The sequence below is a fragment of the Aquimarina addita genome (assembly GCF_039539305.1).
GTDB lineage: Bacteria > Bacteroidota > Bacteroidia > Flavobacteriales > Flavobacteriaceae > Aquimarina > Aquimarina addita.
On the sequence record NZ_BAABCW010000002.1, the window covers coordinates 1 to 19,183 of the forward strand.

Sequence of the window (19,183 nt, forward strand, 5' to 3'; positions counted from 1 at the left end):
CCTTTATAACCCTGCTCTAAAACTGATATATCTAAGGAATCTATAATGGTATTGACAATACGAACAGGATGATTGGCTGGAACTAAATCATCGTAACTAGGTGGTAAAAGACTTAACTGATCTTGATCGTAAGTCTTGAAGATTACTTTGCGACTCATAATCTAAATTTACAAATAACCGAAATTTTATACAAAAAAAAGACTGCCTTTTTAGACAGCCTCTTTTAATTTTTAAACCACTGCGCTTATAGATTATAGCTTACGGTTTTTCTGCAATCAATCTTAGTTCCATCTGCTAGAATACCATAAACTGCATAGTCATCATTTTCAGTTAACGCAGTTTTGGGAGTGTACGCAATATATTTTTGAGTTGGAGTTAGATTATAAGAACCATCAAATGTTTCACACGCTATAATTTCAGTGTTATTCACATTCCTTAATTCGATACCTAGTATATCTACATCATTTGCGCTTCTAAAGTAAAAGATAGTATCTGTTTTTCTGAACTTAAATTGTTTAAGGCAATATCAGCAGCATTATCTCCTCCCCAGGAAATAAACAATAAAGAAAGAACTGCAAAAACAGTGAGTAAAGTAATTCTTAAATATTCTTTTAAGAAATTAACACCTATAAATAAGCTTTGGATAAAGAAAATAACGAAATCAGAAGTGACCAGAAAAGAAAACCAAAATGTGTGATTGGATCTTGCTATATGTATTCATTAAAAATTCCAATAATAAGCAACCTATGATAAAATAAGGGGTAACAAAAAACATCTGGCTGATGCTAAGAGTATATTAATAAAATTTATATTTTTACGAACTATTATAAAATAAAAAAAGGTGGAAAGTCCACCTTTTTTTGCCCCAAATCTACCATGAACTTAACCTACTTATGCTATGGCTCTGCTAATATAAAGCGTTATTTCATAGTGAAAAAATGTTTTAGATGAAAGGTCAGAATAATTGTTGAACTACACAAATTAACTTTTTTTAACGTGTTGGTTTTTTATTTTTTTAGTATGCCCTCTCGTGTATTCCTTCATAAAAATTAATAAAAGCTTTATTCACAACCCGATTTCCTCCCACAGTTGGGTAATCACCAGTAAAATACCAGTCTCCTAAGTTTTTTGGACAAGCTATATGTAGGTTGTCAACCGTTTGATAAATAATTTTAATTTCTGCATTTACCGTATCATCACCTAGTAACTCAGCAATTTTATCACTAATTTCCTGATCTTCGAATCCATCATAAATTTCTTTTACAAAATTCTTAACATCTTTATCCTCCAGATGCTCCTGTGCTTTACACTTTTCATACACCTGCTCTACAAGATCATAATTGCCGTCTTCTTTAAGCAATTCTAATGCTGCCTTAAATGCTATTAACCCTTCCATATTAGCCATGTCAATTCCATAACAATCAGGATATCTGATTTGAGGAGCAGAAGAAACCACTACAATCTTTTTAGGCTTTAACCGATCCAACATCTTGATAATGCTTTTCTTTAATGTAGTACCCCTTACAATACTATCATCAATAATGACCAGATTATCTTCTCTCTTTACCACACCATAAGTCACATCATATACGTGAGCGACCAGATCATCTCTACTACTGTCTTCTGTAATAAATGTGCGGAGTTTAGCATCCTTTATGGCTAACTTTTCTGTTCTTAACCTGGATGATAGTATTTGCGATAGCCGTTCATCTGTTAAGGAATCCTTCTCTGCTAATATAGTTTCCGTTTTTTGTTTATTTAATTCGTCTTGAGCAGCTTCTACCATTCCATAAAAAGAAGTCTCTGCTGTATTGGGAATAAAAGAAAAAACTGTATTTACAGTATCGTGTGCTATTTCTTTTAAGACCTGTGGCATAATCAATTTACCCAGTTTTTTTCTTTCCTTATAAATTTCTGCATCACTTCCTCTGGAAAAATAAATCCGCTCAAAAGAACAGGCTTTTCTCTCTAACGAAGTTAGAATTCTTTTTATAGATGTTGTACCATCCTTCTTTACTATAATAGCTTTTCCCGGATCTAATTCTACAATATCATCAAACGAAACATTAAACACTGTTTGTATTACCGGTCGTTCTGAAGCAACAACTACTACCTCATCATCCTGATAATAGTATGCCGGTCTTATCCCTGCCGGATCCCTAAGAACAAAAGCATCACCATGCCCTAACATACCTGCCATCGTATATCCTCCATCCCAGTCTCTTGATGATTTTTTAAGGATTTTGGCAACGTTTAATCTTTTTGCAATCTCTGGAGAAGCGTCTACTTTACTAAATCCTTCTTTTTTAAGGCTTTTATAGAGCTTTGCTACTTCAGAATCTAAGAAATGTCCGATTTTTTCCATGACTGTAACTGTATCCACTTTATCTTTAGGATGCTGTCCTAATCGGATCAAATTATCAAATAACACATTGTTATTTGTCATATTAAAGTTACCAGCCACAATAAGATTACGATGCATCCAATTGTTTTGTCTTAAAAAAGGATGTACACTCTCTACACTATTTTTACCAAATGTTCCATATCGTACATGTCCCAACAACACCTCTCCTATATAAGGTATGTTCTTTTTCTGTAATTCTACATCATCTGCATATTCTGGATTAGCGACTAACTCATGATTAATTCTGTCGTTAATCTGCGAAAAAATATCCTGAATAGGTTGAGATTCACAAGAACGAACCCTGCTGATATAGCGTTGTCCAGGAACAGTATCTAATTTAATACTAGCAAATCCGGCTCCATCTTGTCCACGATTATGCTGCTTTTCCATCATCAGATACATCTTATTTACTCCATAAAATGCACTTCCGTATTTCTCCTTATAATACTCTAATGGTTTTAAAAGTCGAATGAATGCAATTCCGCATTCGTGTTTTAAAGCATCACTCATTATATTCCAAAAATTGTTGTGTTGTTGTTATTTGTATTGTATTAAAAAAGCCCTTATTTCGTTAGAAACAGGGCTGCTTTTATAATTATGATAATTCTATTTCGAATTGTGTCAGCTCCTTAAACTGATACAATCTTTTTTGAACTTCTTCTTTCTCCAAATGCTGCATTCTTTCTGTACCAAATTTCTCAACACTAAATGATGCTAAATTAGAAGCATGAATAATCGCTTTTTTCATGTTTTCAAAAGAGAGGTCTTCCGTTTTAGCAAGATATCCTGTGAATCCTCCTGCAAATGTATCACCAGCTCCCGTAGGGTCAAAAACTTCTTCTAACGGTAAAGCGGGAGCAAAGAATACCTGACCTTTATGAAACAAAAATGCTCCATGTTCTCCTTTTTTAATCACAATATATGCCGGTCCCATATCTTCAATAACTCTTGCTGCTTTTACTAAAGAATATTCCCCACTAAGTTGTCTGGCCTCTTCATCATTGATAGTAATAACATCTACGTGAGCTATTACTTTTTTTAAGTCTTCCAGTGCGTTATCCATCCAGAAGTTCATCGTATCTAATACCGCCAGCTTGGGCTTAGTAGTCATTTGTTCTAATACACCTAATTGAACTAGTGGATGTAAATTACCTAACATAACGATATCTACATTCTTGTACGCATCCGGAACGATCGGATTAAAATCACCTAATACATTTAATTGAGTTTCGAGTGTATCTCTGGAATTCATATCATTATGATATTTACCTCTCCAGAAAAATGTTTTTCCACCTTCTACGCGTTCTATTGCAGAGGTATCAACATTTCTTGATCTAAGCATTTCCAGATATTCCTCAGGAAAATCATCTCCTATAATAGATATAATAGCAGATTCAATATCAAATTGAGATGCTGATAAGGCAATATAAGGAGCTGCTCCTCCTAGAATTTTATCTGTTTTGCCAAAAGGTGTTTCTATAGCATCAAAAGCTACGGAACCTACGATAAGTAATTTACTCATAAATAAGCACTTTTTTTTGCAAAGATAAGCTTTTGAAATTCCAAATCACAAACTAAATGAATTGTTAAAAGATTTGATTTTTCTTAGGAATATTTATTGATGAAGATGATCGTAAACAACAGTAACTACAAATTGATAATAATAAAACTTAATATAAGATTTCTTTCTTTATAAAGGCTTTTTGGTTTCTATCAATTTGTTATAATCATCAAACCCAATTTTTCAATTAAATTTTGGATAAGATCTTCTTCTCTGTAAGGATTTGACATTTTATAGCGATTACCAAATTTCTTTTCGTGAAATCTATTGAGATATAATGAAAAAGCACCAGGTTTTATATCTCCTTGTATATAACCTTTATATAAATAAGAAAACAATTCTTCTCTGGGTTTCATTTTAATTGCATGATGTATGACCAGACAAGGAGTTGCACAGGCTTTTTCACTATGTAATTTCATTGAAGGGTGACCATGTGCAATTAAATATTGTTTGATTTTTTCTAAATTTGAATTATCAATTTCTATCATTTTTAATAAAAACTGATCATATTCTTCACTTTTTTGACTAAAAGAGGATAACACATTTGTTAACTCATTTCTTATATCTTGATCTCTTTCATAAATATTTTCTAAAAATGATTGTTTTTCTTCTTCTGTTTTTAAATTTTCTATTTCAGCTATGATTGTTGACTTATTTACTCTTTTGTCACTCTTATTAAACTTACAAGATGACAACATAAGTAGAAAAATTAAAGTTCTTATAACCATTATTTATGTATGCTTTTTTATAATATCTATTAATATTTAAATTGACCGCTTATTCGGTCTACAGCTAGACTATATAATTAATCGCTAAAAATTTAAGTGGAATATTATTATAACTCATTCAAAATCTAATATAACAATACAATCTTAAGGAAGTTTTTATAATCTCATAATGATATTACTATTTTAAAATTACTCAATTACAATAAGTTAGGTTGTAAGATAAAGACTAGATAATGAAAGAATTTTTCATATACTATTAAAACCATACCTCACAGTCTTCTATAATCTGTGGCATCTAGGAACTATAAATTCCAATACTTTTTATTGCAAATTATATTTACTTCCTTCCAAAATCTGCCGGAATCTCTCCCCAGGCTTTGGTTTCCCATTTTACAATGGTTGTGGTATACGTATTTTTTTTAAGCCAATCAATGCCACGATCTACTAACTCAAACATTTTGCTGTTCTTAGCCGTTCGCTGAAGTTTAGTTTTACATGTTTTTTTCTTCACCCAACTCATCGCTATTTTAGAATCTGTATATAAAATGCGATCACTGCCCTTCTTTTTTAGGTAAGCTAGCCCGTGAACCAGTGCCAGAAACTCTCCTATATTATTAGTTCCTTGTGGAAATGGTCCCTGATGAAATAATTGTTTCTTTGTCTGTGTATCCACTCCTCTATACTCCATAATACCCGGATTACCACTAGAAGCGGCATCTACAGCAATAGAATATAAATTAGGTTCCCCTATTTTATCTAATTGCGCCTTTGTAAGTACACTTTTAGACTTTGCAGTTTCTTTATAATCTTCATAATTACCATTAAAAGCTTTTTTTGCTATGGCAAGCGTTTCAAAAGATTTAAATTTTGCTCCTGCGTATCCTTTTACAGCAACCTGACAATCTGCCCAAGTATTATAAATCCCAGGCTCATGTCCCTGCCAGACCACATAAAACTTTTTTTTCTTTGCCATATTCTAATTGATCCTTAATCGTTGTTTAATGAAAGATTTACAAAAGATAGTCGCCTTTTTCATCTTTGGCAGAAAAGAAACCACCATCATTTTCTAACTGATATATCACATTTTTAAGTGACGCTTTTTATTCTATACCTTATAGTAGATACTATATTAGCTTTTTGGAAACAACACTTTTTCTATAACGATAGGAAAGTGTTTATATTCTAAGGCATGGATATTCTCAGCAACATCAGCCGCTGTATCAGTCATCGCAATAGGAGTTGTTGCTTGAAATATAATAGCTCCTTCATCATAATGTTCATTTACATAATGAATAGTAATACCGCTTTCCTTTTCCTTGTTTCTAATTACAGCTTTATGTACATGATCTCCATACATTCCTTTACCCCCATATTTAGGTAATAAAGCTGGATGTATGTTAATCACACTATTAGGAAAAGCGTCAATGATTTTTTTAGGAAATATCCATAAAAATCCTGCAAGGATGATTACGTCAGGTTTGGCATCAAGTAGGATATTCAGCACTTCATTAGTATGATAAAACGACTCTTTGTCAAAATGTAAAGCCTTTACTCCTAGAGAATTAGCTCTCTTTAATACTTTGGCACGTAGGTTGTTAGAAAACACATGTGTAACCTGAGCATTTTTTTTCTCAAGGAAATATTTAATTATATTTTCGGCATTCGTTCCGGAGCCGGAAGCAAAAATTATAATACGTTTCATCTGATTATATTTATTATTTTTTATGAGTCATATAAAAATCACCACGAATAACTCAAAACAATATAAACTTAATTAGCAGGACTTAATTCCTATATGTTTAGAATTGTTAAAGGCTAAATTAAACACAAAAATTATTATTATTATTCATTTTAGGTAGCAAAAACGCAATACTTCCATATATTTGATAAAATACAAATACATTTTTAGCGGATTGTGGGGTTTTAAAATAAAGTTTTTTATTTTTGCCACCTAATTAAAAAATTAAAATTAAACATTATGTCAGACATTGCATCAAGAGTAAAAGCGATAATCGTTGACAAATTAGGAGTAGACGAGAACGAGGTTGTAACTGAAGCTAGCTTCACAAACGATCTAGGCGCTGATTCCTTAGACACTGTAGAATTGATTATGGAATTCGAAAAAGAATTTGATATTCAGATTCCTGATGATCAAGCGGAAAACATTGCAACGGTAGGTCAAGCAATATCTTATATTGAAGACGCAAAGTAAAAACTTCACCACAAAGTATGAGTCTTAAGCGAGTTGTAGTCACAGGGCTAGGTGCACTGACACCTATAGGTAACAATATTGATGAATATTGGGATGGATTAATAAACGGTAAGAGCGGTTGCGCTCCTATCACGTATTTTGACACCGAAAAGTTCAAGACAAAATTCGCTTGCGAAGTCAAAAATTACAATCCTTTAGATTATTTTGACAGAAAAGAAGCACGTAAACTTGATAAATTTGCACAGTTTGCTATTGTCTCTTCAGAAGAGGCTATAAAAGACGCTGGATTTGATCCAGAAGCAGTTGACAAATTTAGAGTAGGTGTTATCTGGGGAGCAGGAATTGGAGGAATCGAAACATTCCAGCAAGAAGTATTGGATTATGCTAATGGTGATGGAACCCCTCGTTTCAATCCATTTTTTATACCCAAAATGATTGCTGATATTGCTCCCGGACATATTTCTATTCGAAATGGTTTTATGGGACCTAACTATACGACAGTTTCTGCTTGTGCATCTTCTGCCAATGCTATGATTGATGCACTAAACTATATTCGTTTAGGTCATTGTGATATCATCATTACAGGAGGAAGCGAAGCAGCAGTAACGATCGCTGGTATGGGTGGATTTAACGCCATGCATGCCTTATCAACAAGAAATGAAAGTGCAGAAACTGCCTCAAGACCTTTTGATGCGACCAGAGATGGTTTCGTTCTGGGTGAAGGTGGAGGAGCATTAGTTCTTGAAGAGTATGAACACGCAAAAGCACGTGGTGCCAAAATTTATGCCGAAGTCGTAGGAGGCGGAATGTCTAGTGATGCATATCATATGACAGCACCTCATCCGGATGGTATAGGGGTAGAACGTGTCATGCATAATTGTTTAAAAGATGCAGGTGTACAACCAGAAGAAGTACACGCTATTAATACACACGGCACCTCCACACCATTAGGAGATGTTGCAGAATTAAAAGCGATTACTAAAGTTTTTGGAGATCACGCACCTAATATCAATATCAATTCAACAAAATCTATGACGGGTCACTTACTTGGTGCTGCTGGAGCTATAGAGGCAATTGCTTCTATTTTATCTATGCAACACGGTTTGGTTCCTCCAACAATCAATCACACTACTGTGGATGAAAACATAGACCCTTCGTTAAATTTGACATTAAACAAAGCGCAAAAACGTGAGATTACATATGCGATGAGTAATACATTTGGATTCGGCGGACACAATGCTTGTGTGTTGTTTAAAAAACTAGACGAATAATATATGAGTGTTATTCGAAAAATATTAAGTTCCCGTTCTGACAAGACCGGGAATTTTTTTTCTAAAATTCAAAATATACTGGGGTTTAAGCCTAAAGCAATCGCTGTATATGAAAAAGCATTTACACACAGATCCCTTAATCTAAAAGATAAAAAGGGAAATGCTATTAACTATGAACGATTAGAATTTTTGGGCGATGCGATGTTAAGCAGTATTATTGCAGCTCACTTATTCCGTGAAGTTCCAGAAGGCAATGAAGGCTATCTTACAAAAATGAGAGCCAAAGTAGTGAGTAGAAAACATCTCAATGAACTGGGAAAAGATCTTAAACTTATCGAATTAGTTCGCACTAATATACCAAAATCACAGTTCGGTATCAACATTCATGGTAACCTGTTTGAAGCATTAATTGGAGCAATTTATCTGGATAGAGGTTTCTCTTATTGCGAAAGGTTTATACACGAAGCTGTTATCAATCCTTATGTAGATATTGAAAGTCTGGAGGGGCAAGTAATTAGCTATAAAAGTTTGTTAATAGAATGGTGCCAAAAAGAAAAAAAAGATTTCAATTTTGAAATCTATGAGGATACCGGAAAAGATGAAATGAAACATTTTGCTGTAAAACTCTGGATTGATGAAAAAGTAGTAGCAAAAGCAAGAGCTACTTCTAAGAAAAAAGCAGAAGAAAAAGCATCAAAACGTGCTTTTTTCGCCTTACAATCAAAAATAGATACTGCGTAACATATTTCCTTATTTTTTTAGAAAGATGCGTACTGGATTGTAACTTCTTTATTACATCAACAGATTCTGCTTTCTTTGTATAAAAGATATGAACGCAATCGTTTTCGTATAATATCTTTATGTTTTATTAAACTTCTACGGAGTTTTTATTTGTATATTTCACGTGAATTCTGAAAAAATGTAAATTCTAATGGCTACCCAACGATTAGTTTTAGAGACCATTACGGAGGATGATTATGAATTGATTGCTATTCATTGTTCATTAGCTCCTTATAGAGTCGCTTTTCTGTTGAACACCTATTTGGACCTGCATCTTTACAGAAAAAAAGAAGATATAAACTTTGAATATGGTGATGTTACGGCTAATTATCCGTTATTTCAATATGAAGACCATTTTCATTATAATACCTATAATCTTTTGGGGAATCAATGCAAAGTAATCATACAATTAGATGCTACATCAGAGGATAGATTATTTGAATCATCAAACGATGATATGCATATTACTAAATATCTGATTCCTGAAATGAGAAAGGTAGATTACTTTCTTAAGATAGAAACAGAAACTTCTCAATTTTCGGGAAAATCACTAGCTAATCAGTTACTTACTATACCGCAGGTACTGACAGCTTATGTTGTAGATTACACACAACTTAAATCAAAGAACAATTTAATATTCGAATAATGCCAAAACGTAAAAAGACTAAAATAGTGGCAACACTAGGACCTGCAACCAGCACAAAGGCTGTTTTAAAGAAAATGCTTGATGCAGGTGTAAATGTGTTTAGAATAAACTTTTCTCACGCTGATTATGAAGATGTAAAAGAACGTGTGAAGATGATCCGTAATCTTAATAAAGAACACGGGTATAATGCAGCTATATTAGGGGATTTGCAAGGACCTAAATTAAGAGTTGGGGTTATGAAAGGTGATATTGTTGCCACTGATGGTGAAACTATCGATTTTGTAACAGGAACCCCTTTTGAGGGAACTACGGAAAGAGTATACATGAATTATGAAAACTTTCCTAAAGACGTTAAAACAGGTGAGCGTATTTTACTTGATGACGGGAAGTTAATCTTTGAAGTAATTTCCTCTAATGGTAAAGATACCGTTACTACTAAAGTAATTCAGGGAGGTCCTTTAAAATCAAAAAAAGGGGTAAACCTGCCTAATACGAATATATCCTTACCTGCACTGACTGAAAAAGATGTAAAGGATGCTATTTTTGCGTGTAGCCTTCAGGTAGATTGGATAGCATTATCTTTTGTACGTCATGCTGAAGATCTAATGGAGCTACAAGAGCTTATCAAAAAGCATAGCGAATATAAAATTCCTATTGTTGCTAAAATTGAAAAACCAGAAGGTGTAGAAAATATTGATAAAATTGTTGCTTATTGTGACGGTTTAATGGTTGCCAGAGGTGACCTGGGCGTTGAAATTCCTGCTCAGGAAGTACCTTTAATACAAAAGAAACTAGTTCTAAAGGCCAAAACTGCCAGAATCCCGGTAATTATCGCAACACAGATGATGGAAACGATGATCGATAGCCTCACCCCTACACGAGCAGAGGTAAATGATGTTGCTAATTCTGTGATGGATGGTGCTGATGCTGTGATGCTATCCGGAGAAACTTCTGTAGGTAAGTATCCGGTACAAGTGATCGAAACTATGTCAAAGATCATAAAAAGTGTAGAACATTCTGATCTCATAAAAGTCCCGCAAAACCCACCGCATATCAGGACTAAGCGATTTATTACTAAATCTATTTGTTATCACGCTGCGCATATGGCTAATGATATAGATGCAAAGGCTATCTGTACATTAACTAATAGTGGATATACTGCTTTCCAGATATCCGCCTGGAGACCAGAAGCACATATTCTTGTTTTTACAAGCAATACCAGAATACTTTCTCAATTAAGTCTTCTATGGGGAGTTACTGTATTCTACTATGATAAATATGTAAGTACTGATGAAACAGTTGATGATGTAAATAATCTTGCTCTTGAGCGTGGATTTGTAGGTAAAGGTGATATGTTGATTAATCTTGCTGCTATGCCAGTAGCTGAAAAAGGAATGGTCAATACATTAAGGGTTTCACAAACATAAAATCAATTTCATACAAAAACAACCACAAGTAGGCCCTTTATAAAAAGGGCTTACTTGTTTTCAATAGCGCCAAAAATAGATTCTAAATCTTTAATAGTTACTGGCTTTATTAAATAATCAGTTACACCGTTTAAACTTTTAGCTTTATTTATATCTGCTGGATTAATTGAGGAACTTACTATATACAAAGTGATTATTTTATTAAACTGGTTCTTAATCTTTGTAAATTCTTCCATAAACTCCCATCCATCCATCATAGGCATATTAAGATCCAAAAAAATGATTTCAGGAATACGTTGTTCTTCTATGTTTTGTAAAATCGTTTCAAAATAAACTAATGCTTCTTTACCATTTTCAAAAACTAACACGTTCTTACACAAATGTTTTGCCTTTATAATACGTTTTATAAGTCTTACATATACACTATCATCATCAATGATGCAGGCTAACTCTATTTTATCACCCATGAACTATATTTTTTAAAATTGTATGATGAAAGTAGTTCCTTTACCTACCTGACTTTCTACTGTAATTATTCCATCCAAAGATTCTACCTGATTTTTTGTAATAAATAATCCTATACCTACAGCATCTTCATTATAATGAAATGTCTTATACATCCCAAAAATCTTATCCTTAAACAGTGCCATATCTATTCCTCTTCCGTTATCCATTATTTTTAAAAACTTATTACCTTTCTCCTTATAACTTTTGATAGTTATTATGGGAAATCGATTCTCATGCTTGTATTTTATGGCATTCGTAATCAAATTCAATAAAATACTTTCTAGATATGCAGGTATATATCTAATTTCTTCTAACTCACTAAAATCTGCACGTATCTGAGATTGGCTCTGATGAATCATATGACTAATCCCATTGATTACCAATTGTAATGCTTCATTAAACTTTACAGGCAATCGTTCTTGTTTATTATTGGTTTGTATGGTTACAATCTCATTAAGATGTTCTATCGTTGTATTTAGATTAGAAGAAATCGTCTTTACCTCACTAATAAGCTCTTCTTTTTCTTTTGGGTCATCAATATCCTCTATCAACTGTACTAATAAAGATAGATTACTGGTATGGGATCGCAAATTATGGGATACAATATGCGCAAAATTAAAAAGTCTTGAGTTTTGAGCAGCTATAATATCAACTGATTTCTGCAAGCCTTCTTCTTTTTTTTTGCTTTCGTTAATGTCCTGAAAAACGCCACGTATACCTACAATCTCTTTATTATCATTATACATTGGTTTTCCAATAGCTTTTGCCCAGAACTCCCGTTTATTAGCCGTTACCATTTTAATTTCTGTATTAAATGGTGTACCTGCCATAGCACAATTAAAAAAACATTCTGCTGCAAGTTGCTGATAGTCCTCTGCATAATAATTAGCCGAATCTTTTAAGGAAGGAATATAATCTTCTGGATATTCTAGTATTCTATAGGTTTCAAAATCCCAGTAACTTTGTTTTTTATTGAAGTCAACATACCAACTGCCTGTAGCAGTCATCTGCGCCGTCTCTTTGTAATAAAAATTATCTTTTTTTAAGGTTTTATCCGGCTCCAGTTTAATTTCAAAAAAAAAGACATATTTCGTTTCTGATTTTATGTCTACCGGCAGTGTATCATTCGTAGCACATCTAAACAACTGGTAAACATCTTGATTCGTACGAATTTTGATGTGTTGTTTAAAATTTACAGAATTCTTTCTGTAATTAAGAAAGTTGTCTCTAAAAACATCTTTATCATCTTTATGAATCAAATGTTCCAAAAAATAATCTAAATTGGATTCCTTATCATTTTTGATATATCCAAGAGTTTCATAAAACAAATCTGACCAGTTTTCACCATATGGATTGATGAGCAATTCCCAATATCCCGCATTGAAATCTTGCATTACATTATTAAAAAGCTCATTTTTAAGCATCAAAAATTATTTTACGAATCATTCTAACAATATAAGAATTTCTATTCGTTTTTCTGTATGCTATCTAGTCGTATCGCTAGTGCTTTTGTAGAAATCTGAACTTCAATAAAGGATAAAATAAGAGAGATCATCAGGCATAGAAGACTTATACCAAATATGAGGTTTGCTAAATTATTATGTTCGACATATAACAAAAACATTGTTATAACACTAGTAAGGAAACTCAGTATAGCTATTGCCTGCATATTTCTTATGAGCCATAAACGTTTTCTTAAGTTTTTTATTTGTAATACAATATTGGGTGATGGACTTGCTACATGTTCATTGTATAATTGACGAACTAGCCCTGCAATAGCAAGATATCTGGCGTTATAAGCAAGCATTGTTAATGATATTGCAGGAAATAATAATGCTGGGATACTCATCGTAAGTGTCATAACCATTCTGTTTAATGGTTACTAATGTACTTAAAAAAACAGCGAATAGTAACATTGAATTTACTATTCGCTAGAGATATGTTATCCTAATTATTTTGATTACTACTACACACTATTTGGGAATATTAAATAGTTTGGCTATCTCATTATAAGACATAGATGTATAGTCTTGTGCTGACTTATTAGCGGTTGCAGTAGTTTCTCCCGGAATTAGTATATATCTAAAAGTGTCATTAAAAAAAGGAGTTCCTATATTATCAGATACCACACCTTCTACCCCAATATTAAAAGAGCCAGGTTCAATAATTCTAACAAAATAACTTTCATTTATGTTTCCATAAAGTACTAAAGGAATTTGGTATACTGTACCATTATCAATTCTTCCGTACACCAATAACGTTCCTGAATCAATCAATTCCTGAGTTAATTCTGGTGCAGAAATACTAAATGAATCAAATCCATCAGTAATATCCTCATCAAATTCAGAATCGATCCAATCAGAATAAATTACATTGGCTGTCCCTGTTTCGCCATCCGTTCCATCAACACCATCTTCTCCATCAATTCCATTAATGCCATCAGTCCCATCCTGACCAGCGGGTCCTATAGCTCCATCTTCTCCATCAGAACAGGAAAATAACATAGCCGATACCATCATTACAACTAAAATCTTTCTTACTAAATTTGTTCTTGCTTTCATTGTTTTGTTTTTTAAAAAATTAATGACACAAACCTATGAAGAGCTAGAAAATACAATGTCCGAAAAAATTTAATCTCAAAGAATCCGGACATTTTCTGGGGGGTTTACCTATATTTTTCAAATGAACTACCTTGACCCCACCAAGGTAAGAGGTATTCAAAATAAGACCGCTTCCTTACAAGAATCTTGAAACAAGACTCCCTTATCCTGATTCTATGCACTACACTCGAGCCAGAGCCCCGTGGAATTCTATTGATTAAAAAAGCTATAATTCAGTTTTTTGCTTCTTTACACCTTATTAATTGCAGTGCCTCGGTTTCTAAATCGTGGAGTTTCCAGAGATCCATCTCCTCCTTTAGCATAAGCGCATCTTGACCTGACAGGATATATCTTTTTATGACCTGTATCAACGGATCCTTATTTCCATTTACTTTTAGAAGTGATTTTCGCCCTGGTATACTATAATTTTCCTCATACTCATAGCAGAAAACAAGTACCTGATCTCCTTCTCTTAAATCTTGTTCATAAAAACAATCCGAAACCATCACCTTTTGTTTGCTATAACGATTCTTTTTTAAATCTCTGGCGACAAGTACTTCATCTATTTTAATACTACCTTTCTGAGAAGGATGGATACTTTTATCATTCTGAACGGTATGATCAATCTGCTGAATTGTTCCTAGAAAAACGAATCCATACTGTTCTCCACAATAACCAATAAAAGGTCCTGATTGTGTCCACCAATATGTATAACCTACACTAAGTGTATCTGATACTTTTGAAGCTTTAGTAATTATTTGTTTAAAATGTTTTTCACTTTGAGCACAGGTATTATTACAAAAAATAAGGCCTACAATTGTTAAATATATTAGGAGTATTTTATACATAGTATTATTGTATATTATCAGTGTCTGGATTTATATAAACGAATTGCAAAAATACACTACAAAGTGTTTTATTATCATTCTATTCTAAGCCAAATGTTACTTTTATATAATATTTTGCAGGCTCCTTTTCTTTAGAAGAACTGATATATTGATATTTATAATTTACATCTTCAATATACGTTATATTACCAATTTTTTTATTTGACACATTAGCTATTAATAAGGCTCTTTCTTGAGCATCAGCTAAAGCTCTTTTATGCAATTCGGCTAATTCTTGATTTGTTTTTTCTTTTGCTACTACATCTACCCATGTATTTCTAAGACCTTTCATTTTAATACTTACTATTTTTTCTACCTCTTCTACAGCACTTGTTGCATAAAAGAAATAAGATGCTGTTCTATATTGACCAGAAGTAATTCTATATAGTTTTTTCTCTTCGAATTTATCAAAATTTATACCTTGCTTTTGTAGCATAGTACTAAATTGTAATTGTAGTTCTTTTAAACTTTGAGCTTCTAAATTTTGATATGCATCTGCTACAATCTCATTAAATTCAACATTAACAATAAATTTTTCTATTTCGATATTTTTAATACATTCCCCTGTGACCGTAATTGTATTCTTTTGTTCTTGACCAAAAACAGGAATAAGACATATTAATAATAATGTGGTGCTTACTTTTCTAACTACGTTCATATTTATTTATTTTAAAAATTGTATTCTATAAATTCAAAAGAATCCTCATTACTTTAATCAAATTAAGTTCGGTAATGAGGACCCTATAAGCAATGAAAAGCAATTAGACTATACCTAATCATTATCCTTATACGCTTATTAATCTTATTATTTGGGAAAATACTATCAATTACAATAAAGAATGTCCAAAAAACTTGAGTTTCAAAGAATCGGGACACATTACTATATTTTTCTATATACACTTGGAGAAATTCCAGTGATTTTTTTAAAAGCACTATAAAACGTAGACTTAGAATTAAACCCTGCCTCCAGAGCAATGCCAATAATAGTGTAATTTATAAAATTGATATTTCTTAATTTTAGCTTAGCATCTTCTACTCTAAATGTGTTAATATAATCTGCAAAGTTTTTGCCTGTTAATTTATTGACTAATTGTGATAAATAATTACTACTTATTTTAAGTTTTTTTGATACACTATCTAATCCCAATTTAGGATCTCTATATATTTTAGCTTCCTTCATCAAAAATTCTAGCTCTTTATAATATGGGTTATCCTCAGTTACCTTACAATTACTATAATTACCATAAACTTGCTTAAGTTTTTTTTCTGTAAGTTTTGCTATCAAATGAAATGTAAAGATATGTTCATTAGTAAAAAAATTATTTTCTGAATGTTCAGAATCTAAAACACCGATAATTGTACCATCCATAAATATGGGTACTGCCAATTCTGATTTTCTGGAAGCATCGTCAATTATATAGTTAGAATCGCTGGTTACATCTTTAAAACATTGATAATTTCCAGATGCTGCTACATGTCCAACAATACCGTTACCGACTTTAATTTTAATTGGACTCACAATCTTTTTTTCTCCATTATTTTTGTTACCATATGCCGCTTTTTGGATCAGATATTGTCTTTCTTTATCAAACATATAAATAACACAGTCTTCTAAGTGGAGATGCGAAATACAATTTTCTACAATATCCCAGAGTATATTACTAACATTATTTTTCTCAAAAAGTGAGGTTGCAAAATAGCTAAGTATCGTTAATGTTTCTGGTAGTGTATTCTGAACGATATTTCGTTCTTTTTCCAAAAATAATGATGGTAAGCTAAGTACCTCAAAATTTGGTAATACTCTTTGTCGATTACTTTTGCTATATTCTTTTTTAGTTAAAATCATTGTGTGCAAAGGTTTAAAAACTGCAGTGTTCTTACTATTTTTTGTTTAGTAGCTATTAATAATGACAATTCTACCCTTATTGATAAAGAGCATGTTTTTTTGCCTTGTATCAAATGTACTATCATTGCATCGCATAAAGCAAGGAAAGTTTATCGATATTCTGAGAATTCCGTAATCAATTTTACAACATAAATTACTGATATATAATTAATTATAATCAAAATGTTATAAAACATAAAATAGTATATTTATATCACTATAAATAGGTAGAAATCTTTGAAACTAAAAATTACATATCGCCTTTTAACTTCTATTTTTATAAGATTCATTGTATTATTAATTATTTTTAGCGCTCCATCCATCACTGCCCAACAAAAAGATTTTGTAGTTCCTGATTCTTTACAATCATTAGATTATAATACTGTATATAAGAATTATAGAAAGACATTACGAGATACACTATCGTCAATTATCTATTTACAAACCTGTATTAAAAAAGCGACTATTGAGGATGATGATATAAAATTGGCAGAAGCCTATACTATGTTATCCTATTATATAAAAGGAGAATCAGAAAAAATAGAAATGCTAGATCACGCCATTGCCCTAAGTACGGATCTGGACGACAGCAGATACCCTTTTATGGCTTATTCTTTTAAAGGTTCTTATTATTTTAGAAAAGGAAAGTTTAGAGCCGCATTGGATTGCTATTTAAAACTTTTAGAAAAAGCAGAAAAAAAACAAAATACTGAGTTTGTTACTATAACAAAACATAATATCGCAAGGATTAAAATAGCCATAGGTAAGTATGAAGAAGCGCTACCTCTTTTTAAAGAAAATTTTACACATATTATTACAAAACACCACGCAGATACAATAAGGTATCTCAACTCAATCATTCCGTTAGCAGAGGCATATCGTTACAACCATCAATTAGATTCTGCATCAGTATATAACTTTAGTGCAATTTTAAGAGCGGTACAAAAACCGTCTTATTATGATCGATATTATGGTAGAATTCTTATTAATGAAGGTATTAATCTATATTTTAAGGAGCAATATAAAAATGCGACTGACAGTATTAATAAAGGTATTTTGATATTAAATAAAAACAATTCAGAACATCAAAAGGTACATGTATTGGGCGAGTTTTATTTGGGTAAACTCCATCTTTTGCAACAGGATAATGTTGTTGCCAGATCGCATTTCTTACGAGTAGATTCTTTACTACAAAAAGAACAAATTATCCCTACTGAAGTACGAGCAGGATATGAATTCTTAATTAATGAGTTTCGTGCCAGCAATAAAAAAGAATTACAATTAGAGTATATTAATAAATTACTTCGGTTTGATAGTATTATTAATAAAGAGACTTCTTTTGTATCTTCTCGCTTATTTAAAGAATTTGACACTCCGTTATTACTAAATGATAAAGAATTATTAATCAATGATTTAAAAGGAAATAATAAAAATTTAAATCAATTGGTGTTTTTTCTCATACTACTTAGTATCATAACTATTGCTTTTTTATATATTCAATATGTAAAAAGAAAAACGTACCAAGATAAATACGAAAAGCTTATTGTAAAGGATAAACCAGAAGAAACACTACAAGAAAAATTACCAAGTGATATCGGAGTAGCTGATGATATTGTAGAAAAAATCCTAAACAGACTTGCATTGTTTGAGAAAAACAAGCATTTCTTAAAAAAGAATATTAATACAACCTCATTAGCCAAAGAGATCAAAACCAACACAAAATACTTATCTAAGGTAATAAACCATCACAAGGGTAAAAATTTTGCAAATTATATTAACGACCTCAGGATTACTTATGCCGTGCAGCAACTCAAAGAAAACCAAACTTTAAGAAATTATACAATACAAGGAATTGCAGAAGAAATGGGGTTTAATACTGCTGAATCATTTTCATCTGCATTTAAAAAATCTACAGGTATTAAAACTTCTTTTTTTATAAAAAAACTGCAATCTTAAATATCTTATTTTATCGAAATTCACGGAATCTCGACTATTAACTGACTTATTATCAGATTATTTTCACATTTTTAGATTATTTTTAGGTGTATGAAAACACAAAAAAAGTAATATCATGAAAAAAACAAGTGGGAAAAAACTAACAATTGACAAATTTAAAATTTCTAAACTAGATCAACCATCAGCTATTAGAGGTGGTGCACAGAAAACAGATCAACCAGATGACGGTATTTTCTATTATCTTCTTACAAGAACCACCATCAATCATACTGGCGGAAATACCAATTTTGGAAATTAGCTATTCATCTTAAAAAATTAA

The 19,183-nt window shown here is 31.9% G+C and carries 20 protein-coding genes; 7 read left to right on the forward strand and 13 right to left on the reverse strand.

Going from position 1 to position 19,183, the window contains the following annotated elements:
• Positions 1-244 precede the first annotated feature (244 nt).
• The 6 genes from ABD816_RS02725 to purN form a co-directional block, all read right to left on the reverse strand.
• Positions 245-430 (reverse strand): hypothetical protein, encoded by a 186-nt coding sequence (locus tag ABD816_RS02725; RefSeq protein WP_344924526.1) that lies wholly within the window; start codon positions 428-430, stop codon positions 245-247.
• A 585-nt stretch (positions 431-1,015) separates the two neighbouring features.
• The gene (locus ABD816_RS02730) at positions 1,016-2,914 is read right to left on the reverse strand and encodes an amidophosphoribosyltransferase (protein WP_344924527.1); all 1,899 of its coding nucleotides are present in this window, start codon (positions 2,912-2,914) and stop codon (positions 1,016-1,018) included.
• A gap of 85 nt (positions 2,915-2,999) precedes the next feature.
• Positions 3,000-3,926, reverse strand: coding sequence for a PfkB family carbohydrate kinase (locus ABD816_RS02735; RefSeq protein WP_344924528.1), 927 nt, complete (start codon positions 3,924-3,926; stop codon positions 3,000-3,002).
• Between the two features lie 191 nt (positions 3,927-4,117).
• On the reverse strand, positions 4,118-4,693 hold the full coding sequence (locus ABD816_RS02740; RefSeq protein WP_344924529.1) for a hypothetical protein: 576 nt from the start codon (positions 4,691-4,693) through the stop codon (positions 4,118-4,120).
• Positions 4,694-5,030: 337 nt separating this feature from the next.
• A complete protein-coding gene (locus ABD816_RS02745; RefSeq protein ID WP_344924531.1) occupies positions 5,031-5,666 on the reverse strand; it encodes a ribonuclease H1 domain-containing protein in 636 nt (211 codons plus the stop codon).
• Positions 5,667-5,822: 156 nt separating this feature from the next.
• Entirely contained in the window at positions 5,823-6,395 is a 573-nt protein-coding gene (gene purN / locus ABD816_RS02750; RefSeq protein ID WP_344924532.1) for a phosphoribosylglycinamide formyltransferase, read from the reverse strand.
• A gap of 276 nt (positions 6,396-6,671) precedes the next feature.
• Between purN and ABD816_RS02755 the strand changes: the two genes are divergently transcribed.
• The 5 genes from ABD816_RS02755 (at position 6,672) to pyk (ending at position 11,029) form a co-directional block, all read left to right on the forward strand.
• Positions 6,672-6,905, forward strand: coding sequence for an acyl carrier protein (locus ABD816_RS02755; RefSeq protein ID WP_027394586.1), 234 nt, complete (start codon positions 6,672-6,674; stop codon positions 6,903-6,905).
• Positions 6,906-6,922: 17 nt separating this feature from the next.
• A complete protein-coding gene (gene fabF, locus ABD816_RS02760; protein ID WP_344924534.1) occupies positions 6,923-8,176 on the forward strand; it encodes a beta-ketoacyl-ACP synthase II in 1,254 nt (417 codons plus the stop codon).
• A 3-nt stretch (positions 8,177-8,179) separates the two neighbouring features.
• A complete protein-coding gene (rnc, locus tag ABD816_RS02765) occupies positions 8,180-8,917 on the forward strand; it encodes a ribonuclease III (RefSeq protein WP_344924537.1) in 738 nt (245 codons plus the stop codon).
• 190 nt (positions 8,918-9,107) lie between these two features.
• On the forward strand, positions 9,108-9,602 hold the full coding sequence (locus ABD816_RS02770) for an IPExxxVDY family protein (protein ID WP_344924540.1): 495 nt from the start codon (positions 9,108-9,110) through the stop codon (positions 9,600-9,602).
• Positions 9,602-11,029 carry a pyruvate kinase gene (pyk, locus tag ABD816_RS02775; RefSeq protein WP_344924542.1) on the forward strand — a complete coding sequence of 476 codons (1,428 nt, stop codon included), beginning with the start codon at positions 9,602-9,604 and terminating at the stop codon, positions 11,027-11,029. The genes ABD816_RS02770 and pyk overlap by 1 nt, the downstream gene beginning before the upstream one ends.
• A gap of 50 nt (positions 11,030-11,079) precedes the next feature.
• Here the strand turns inward: pyk and ABD816_RS02780 are convergent, their stop codons facing one another.
• The 7 genes from ABD816_RS02780 to ABD816_RS02810 form a co-directional block, all read right to left on the reverse strand.
• The gene (locus ABD816_RS02780) at positions 11,080-11,496 is read right to left on the reverse strand and encodes a response regulator (protein ID WP_344924543.1); all 417 of its coding nucleotides are present in this window, start codon (positions 11,494-11,496) and stop codon (positions 11,080-11,082) included.
• Between the two features lie 12 nt (positions 11,497-11,508).
• Entirely contained in the window at positions 11,509-12,960 is a 1,452-nt protein-coding gene (locus ABD816_RS02785; RefSeq protein ID WP_344924545.1) for an ATP-binding protein, read from the reverse strand.
• Positions 12,961-13,001: 41 nt separating this feature from the next.
• Positions 13,002-13,397: a DUF2721 domain-containing protein gene (locus ABD816_RS02790; RefSeq protein ID WP_344924547.1), complete on the reverse strand. Its 396-nt coding sequence runs from the start codon at positions 13,395-13,397 to the stop codon at positions 13,002-13,004.
• A 112-nt stretch (positions 13,398-13,509) separates the two neighbouring features.
• Entirely contained in the window at positions 13,510-14,097 is a 588-nt protein-coding gene (locus ABD816_RS02795; protein WP_344924549.1) for a hypothetical protein, read from the reverse strand.
• A 272-nt stretch (positions 14,098-14,369) separates the two neighbouring features.
• Positions 14,370-14,984 carry a hypothetical protein gene (locus tag ABD816_RS02800; protein ID WP_344924551.1) on the reverse strand — a complete coding sequence of 205 codons (615 nt, stop codon included), beginning with the start codon at positions 14,982-14,984 and terminating at the stop codon, positions 14,370-14,372.
• 79 nt (positions 14,985-15,063) lie between these two features.
• Positions 15,064-15,681 carry an SIMPL domain-containing protein gene (locus ABD816_RS02805; RefSeq protein WP_344924553.1) on the reverse strand — a complete coding sequence of 206 codons (618 nt, stop codon included), beginning with the start codon at positions 15,679-15,681 and terminating at the stop codon, positions 15,064-15,066.
• Positions 15,682-15,903: 222 nt separating this feature from the next.
• On the reverse strand, positions 15,904-16,869 hold the full coding sequence (locus tag ABD816_RS02810) for a helix-turn-helix domain-containing protein (RefSeq protein ID WP_344924555.1): 966 nt from the start codon (positions 16,867-16,869) through the stop codon (positions 15,904-15,906).
• Positions 16,870-17,145: 276 nt separating this feature from the next.
• Here ABD816_RS02810 and ABD816_RS02815 point away from each other — a divergent pair, with 276 nt between their 5' ends.
• Positions 17,146-18,864: a helix-turn-helix domain-containing protein gene (locus tag ABD816_RS02815; protein ID WP_344924557.1), complete on the forward strand. Its 1,719-nt coding sequence runs from the start codon at positions 17,146-17,148 to the stop codon at positions 18,862-18,864.
• Positions 18,865-18,979: 115 nt separating this feature from the next.
• Positions 18,980-19,162: a hypothetical protein gene (locus ABD816_RS02820; RefSeq protein WP_344924559.1), complete on the forward strand. Its 183-nt coding sequence runs from the start codon at positions 18,980-18,982 to the stop codon at positions 19,160-19,162.
• The last annotated feature ends 21 nt before the right edge of the window (positions 19,163-19,183 follow it).

Excerpts from the sequence above, each read along its gene's own strand:
- ABD816_RS02730 (WP_344924527.1), bottom strand. The coding sequence starts at position 2,914 with ATGAGTGATGCTTTAAAACACGAATGCGGAATTGCATTCATTCGACTT.
- ABD816_RS02735 (WP_344924528.1), bottom strand. The coding sequence starts at position 3,926 with ATGAGTAAATTACTTATCGTAGGTTCCGTAGCTTTTGATGCTATAGAA.
- ABD816_RS02740 (WP_344924529.1), bottom strand. The coding sequence starts at position 4,693 with ATGGTTATAAGAACTTTAATTTTTCTACTTATGTTGTCATCTTGTAAG.
- ABD816_RS02745 (WP_344924531.1), bottom strand. The coding sequence starts at position 5,666 with ATGGCAAAGAAAAAAAAGTTTTATGTGGTCTGGCAGGGACATGAGCCT.
- purN (WP_344924532.1), bottom strand. The coding sequence starts at position 6,395 with ATGAAACGTATTATAATTTTTGCTTCCGGCTCCGGAACGAATGCCGAA.
- ABD816_RS02755 (WP_027394586.1), top strand. The coding sequence starts at position 6,672 with ATGTCAGACATTGCATCAAGAGTAAAAGCGATAATCGTTGACAAATTA.
- fabF (WP_344924534.1), top strand. The coding sequence starts at position 6,923 with ATGAGTCTTAAGCGAGTTGTAGTCACAGGGCTAGGTGCACTGACACCT.
- rnc (WP_344924537.1), top strand. The coding sequence starts at position 8,180 with ATGAGTGTTATTCGAAAAATATTAAGTTCCCGTTCTGACAAGACCGGG.
- ABD816_RS02770 (WP_344924540.1), top strand. The coding sequence starts at position 9,108 with ATGGCTACCCAACGATTAGTTTTAGAGACCATTACGGAGGATGATTAT.
- pyk (WP_344924542.1), top strand. The coding sequence starts at position 9,602 with ATGCCAAAACGTAAAAAGACTAAAATAGTGGCAACACTAGGACCTGCA.
- ABD816_RS02780 (WP_344924543.1), bottom strand. The coding sequence starts at position 11,496 with ATGGGTGATAAAATAGAGTTAGCCTGCATCATTGATGATGATAGTGTA.
- ABD816_RS02785 (WP_344924545.1), bottom strand. The coding sequence starts at position 12,960 with ATGCTTAAAAATGAGCTTTTTAATAATGTAATGCAAGATTTCAATGCG.
- ABD816_RS02790 (WP_344924547.1), bottom strand. The coding sequence starts at position 13,397 with ATGACACTTACGATGAGTATCCCAGCATTATTATTTCCTGCAATATCA.
- ABD816_RS02795 (WP_344924549.1), bottom strand. The coding sequence starts at position 14,097 with ATGAAAGCAAGAACAAATTTAGTAAGAAAGATTTTAGTTGTAATGATG.
- ABD816_RS02800 (WP_344924551.1), bottom strand. The coding sequence starts at position 14,984 with ATGTATAAAATACTCCTAATATATTTAACAATTGTAGGCCTTATTTTT.
- ABD816_RS02805 (WP_344924553.1), bottom strand. The coding sequence starts at position 15,681 with ATGAACGTAGTTAGAAAAGTAAGCACCACATTATTATTAATATGTCTT.
- ABD816_RS02810 (WP_344924555.1), bottom strand. The coding sequence starts at position 16,869 with ATGATTTTAACTAAAAAAGAATATAGCAAAAGTAATCGACAAAGAGTA.
- ABD816_RS02820 (WP_344924559.1), top strand. The coding sequence starts at position 18,980 with ATGAAAAAAACAAGTGGGAAAAAACTAACAATTGACAAATTTAAAATT.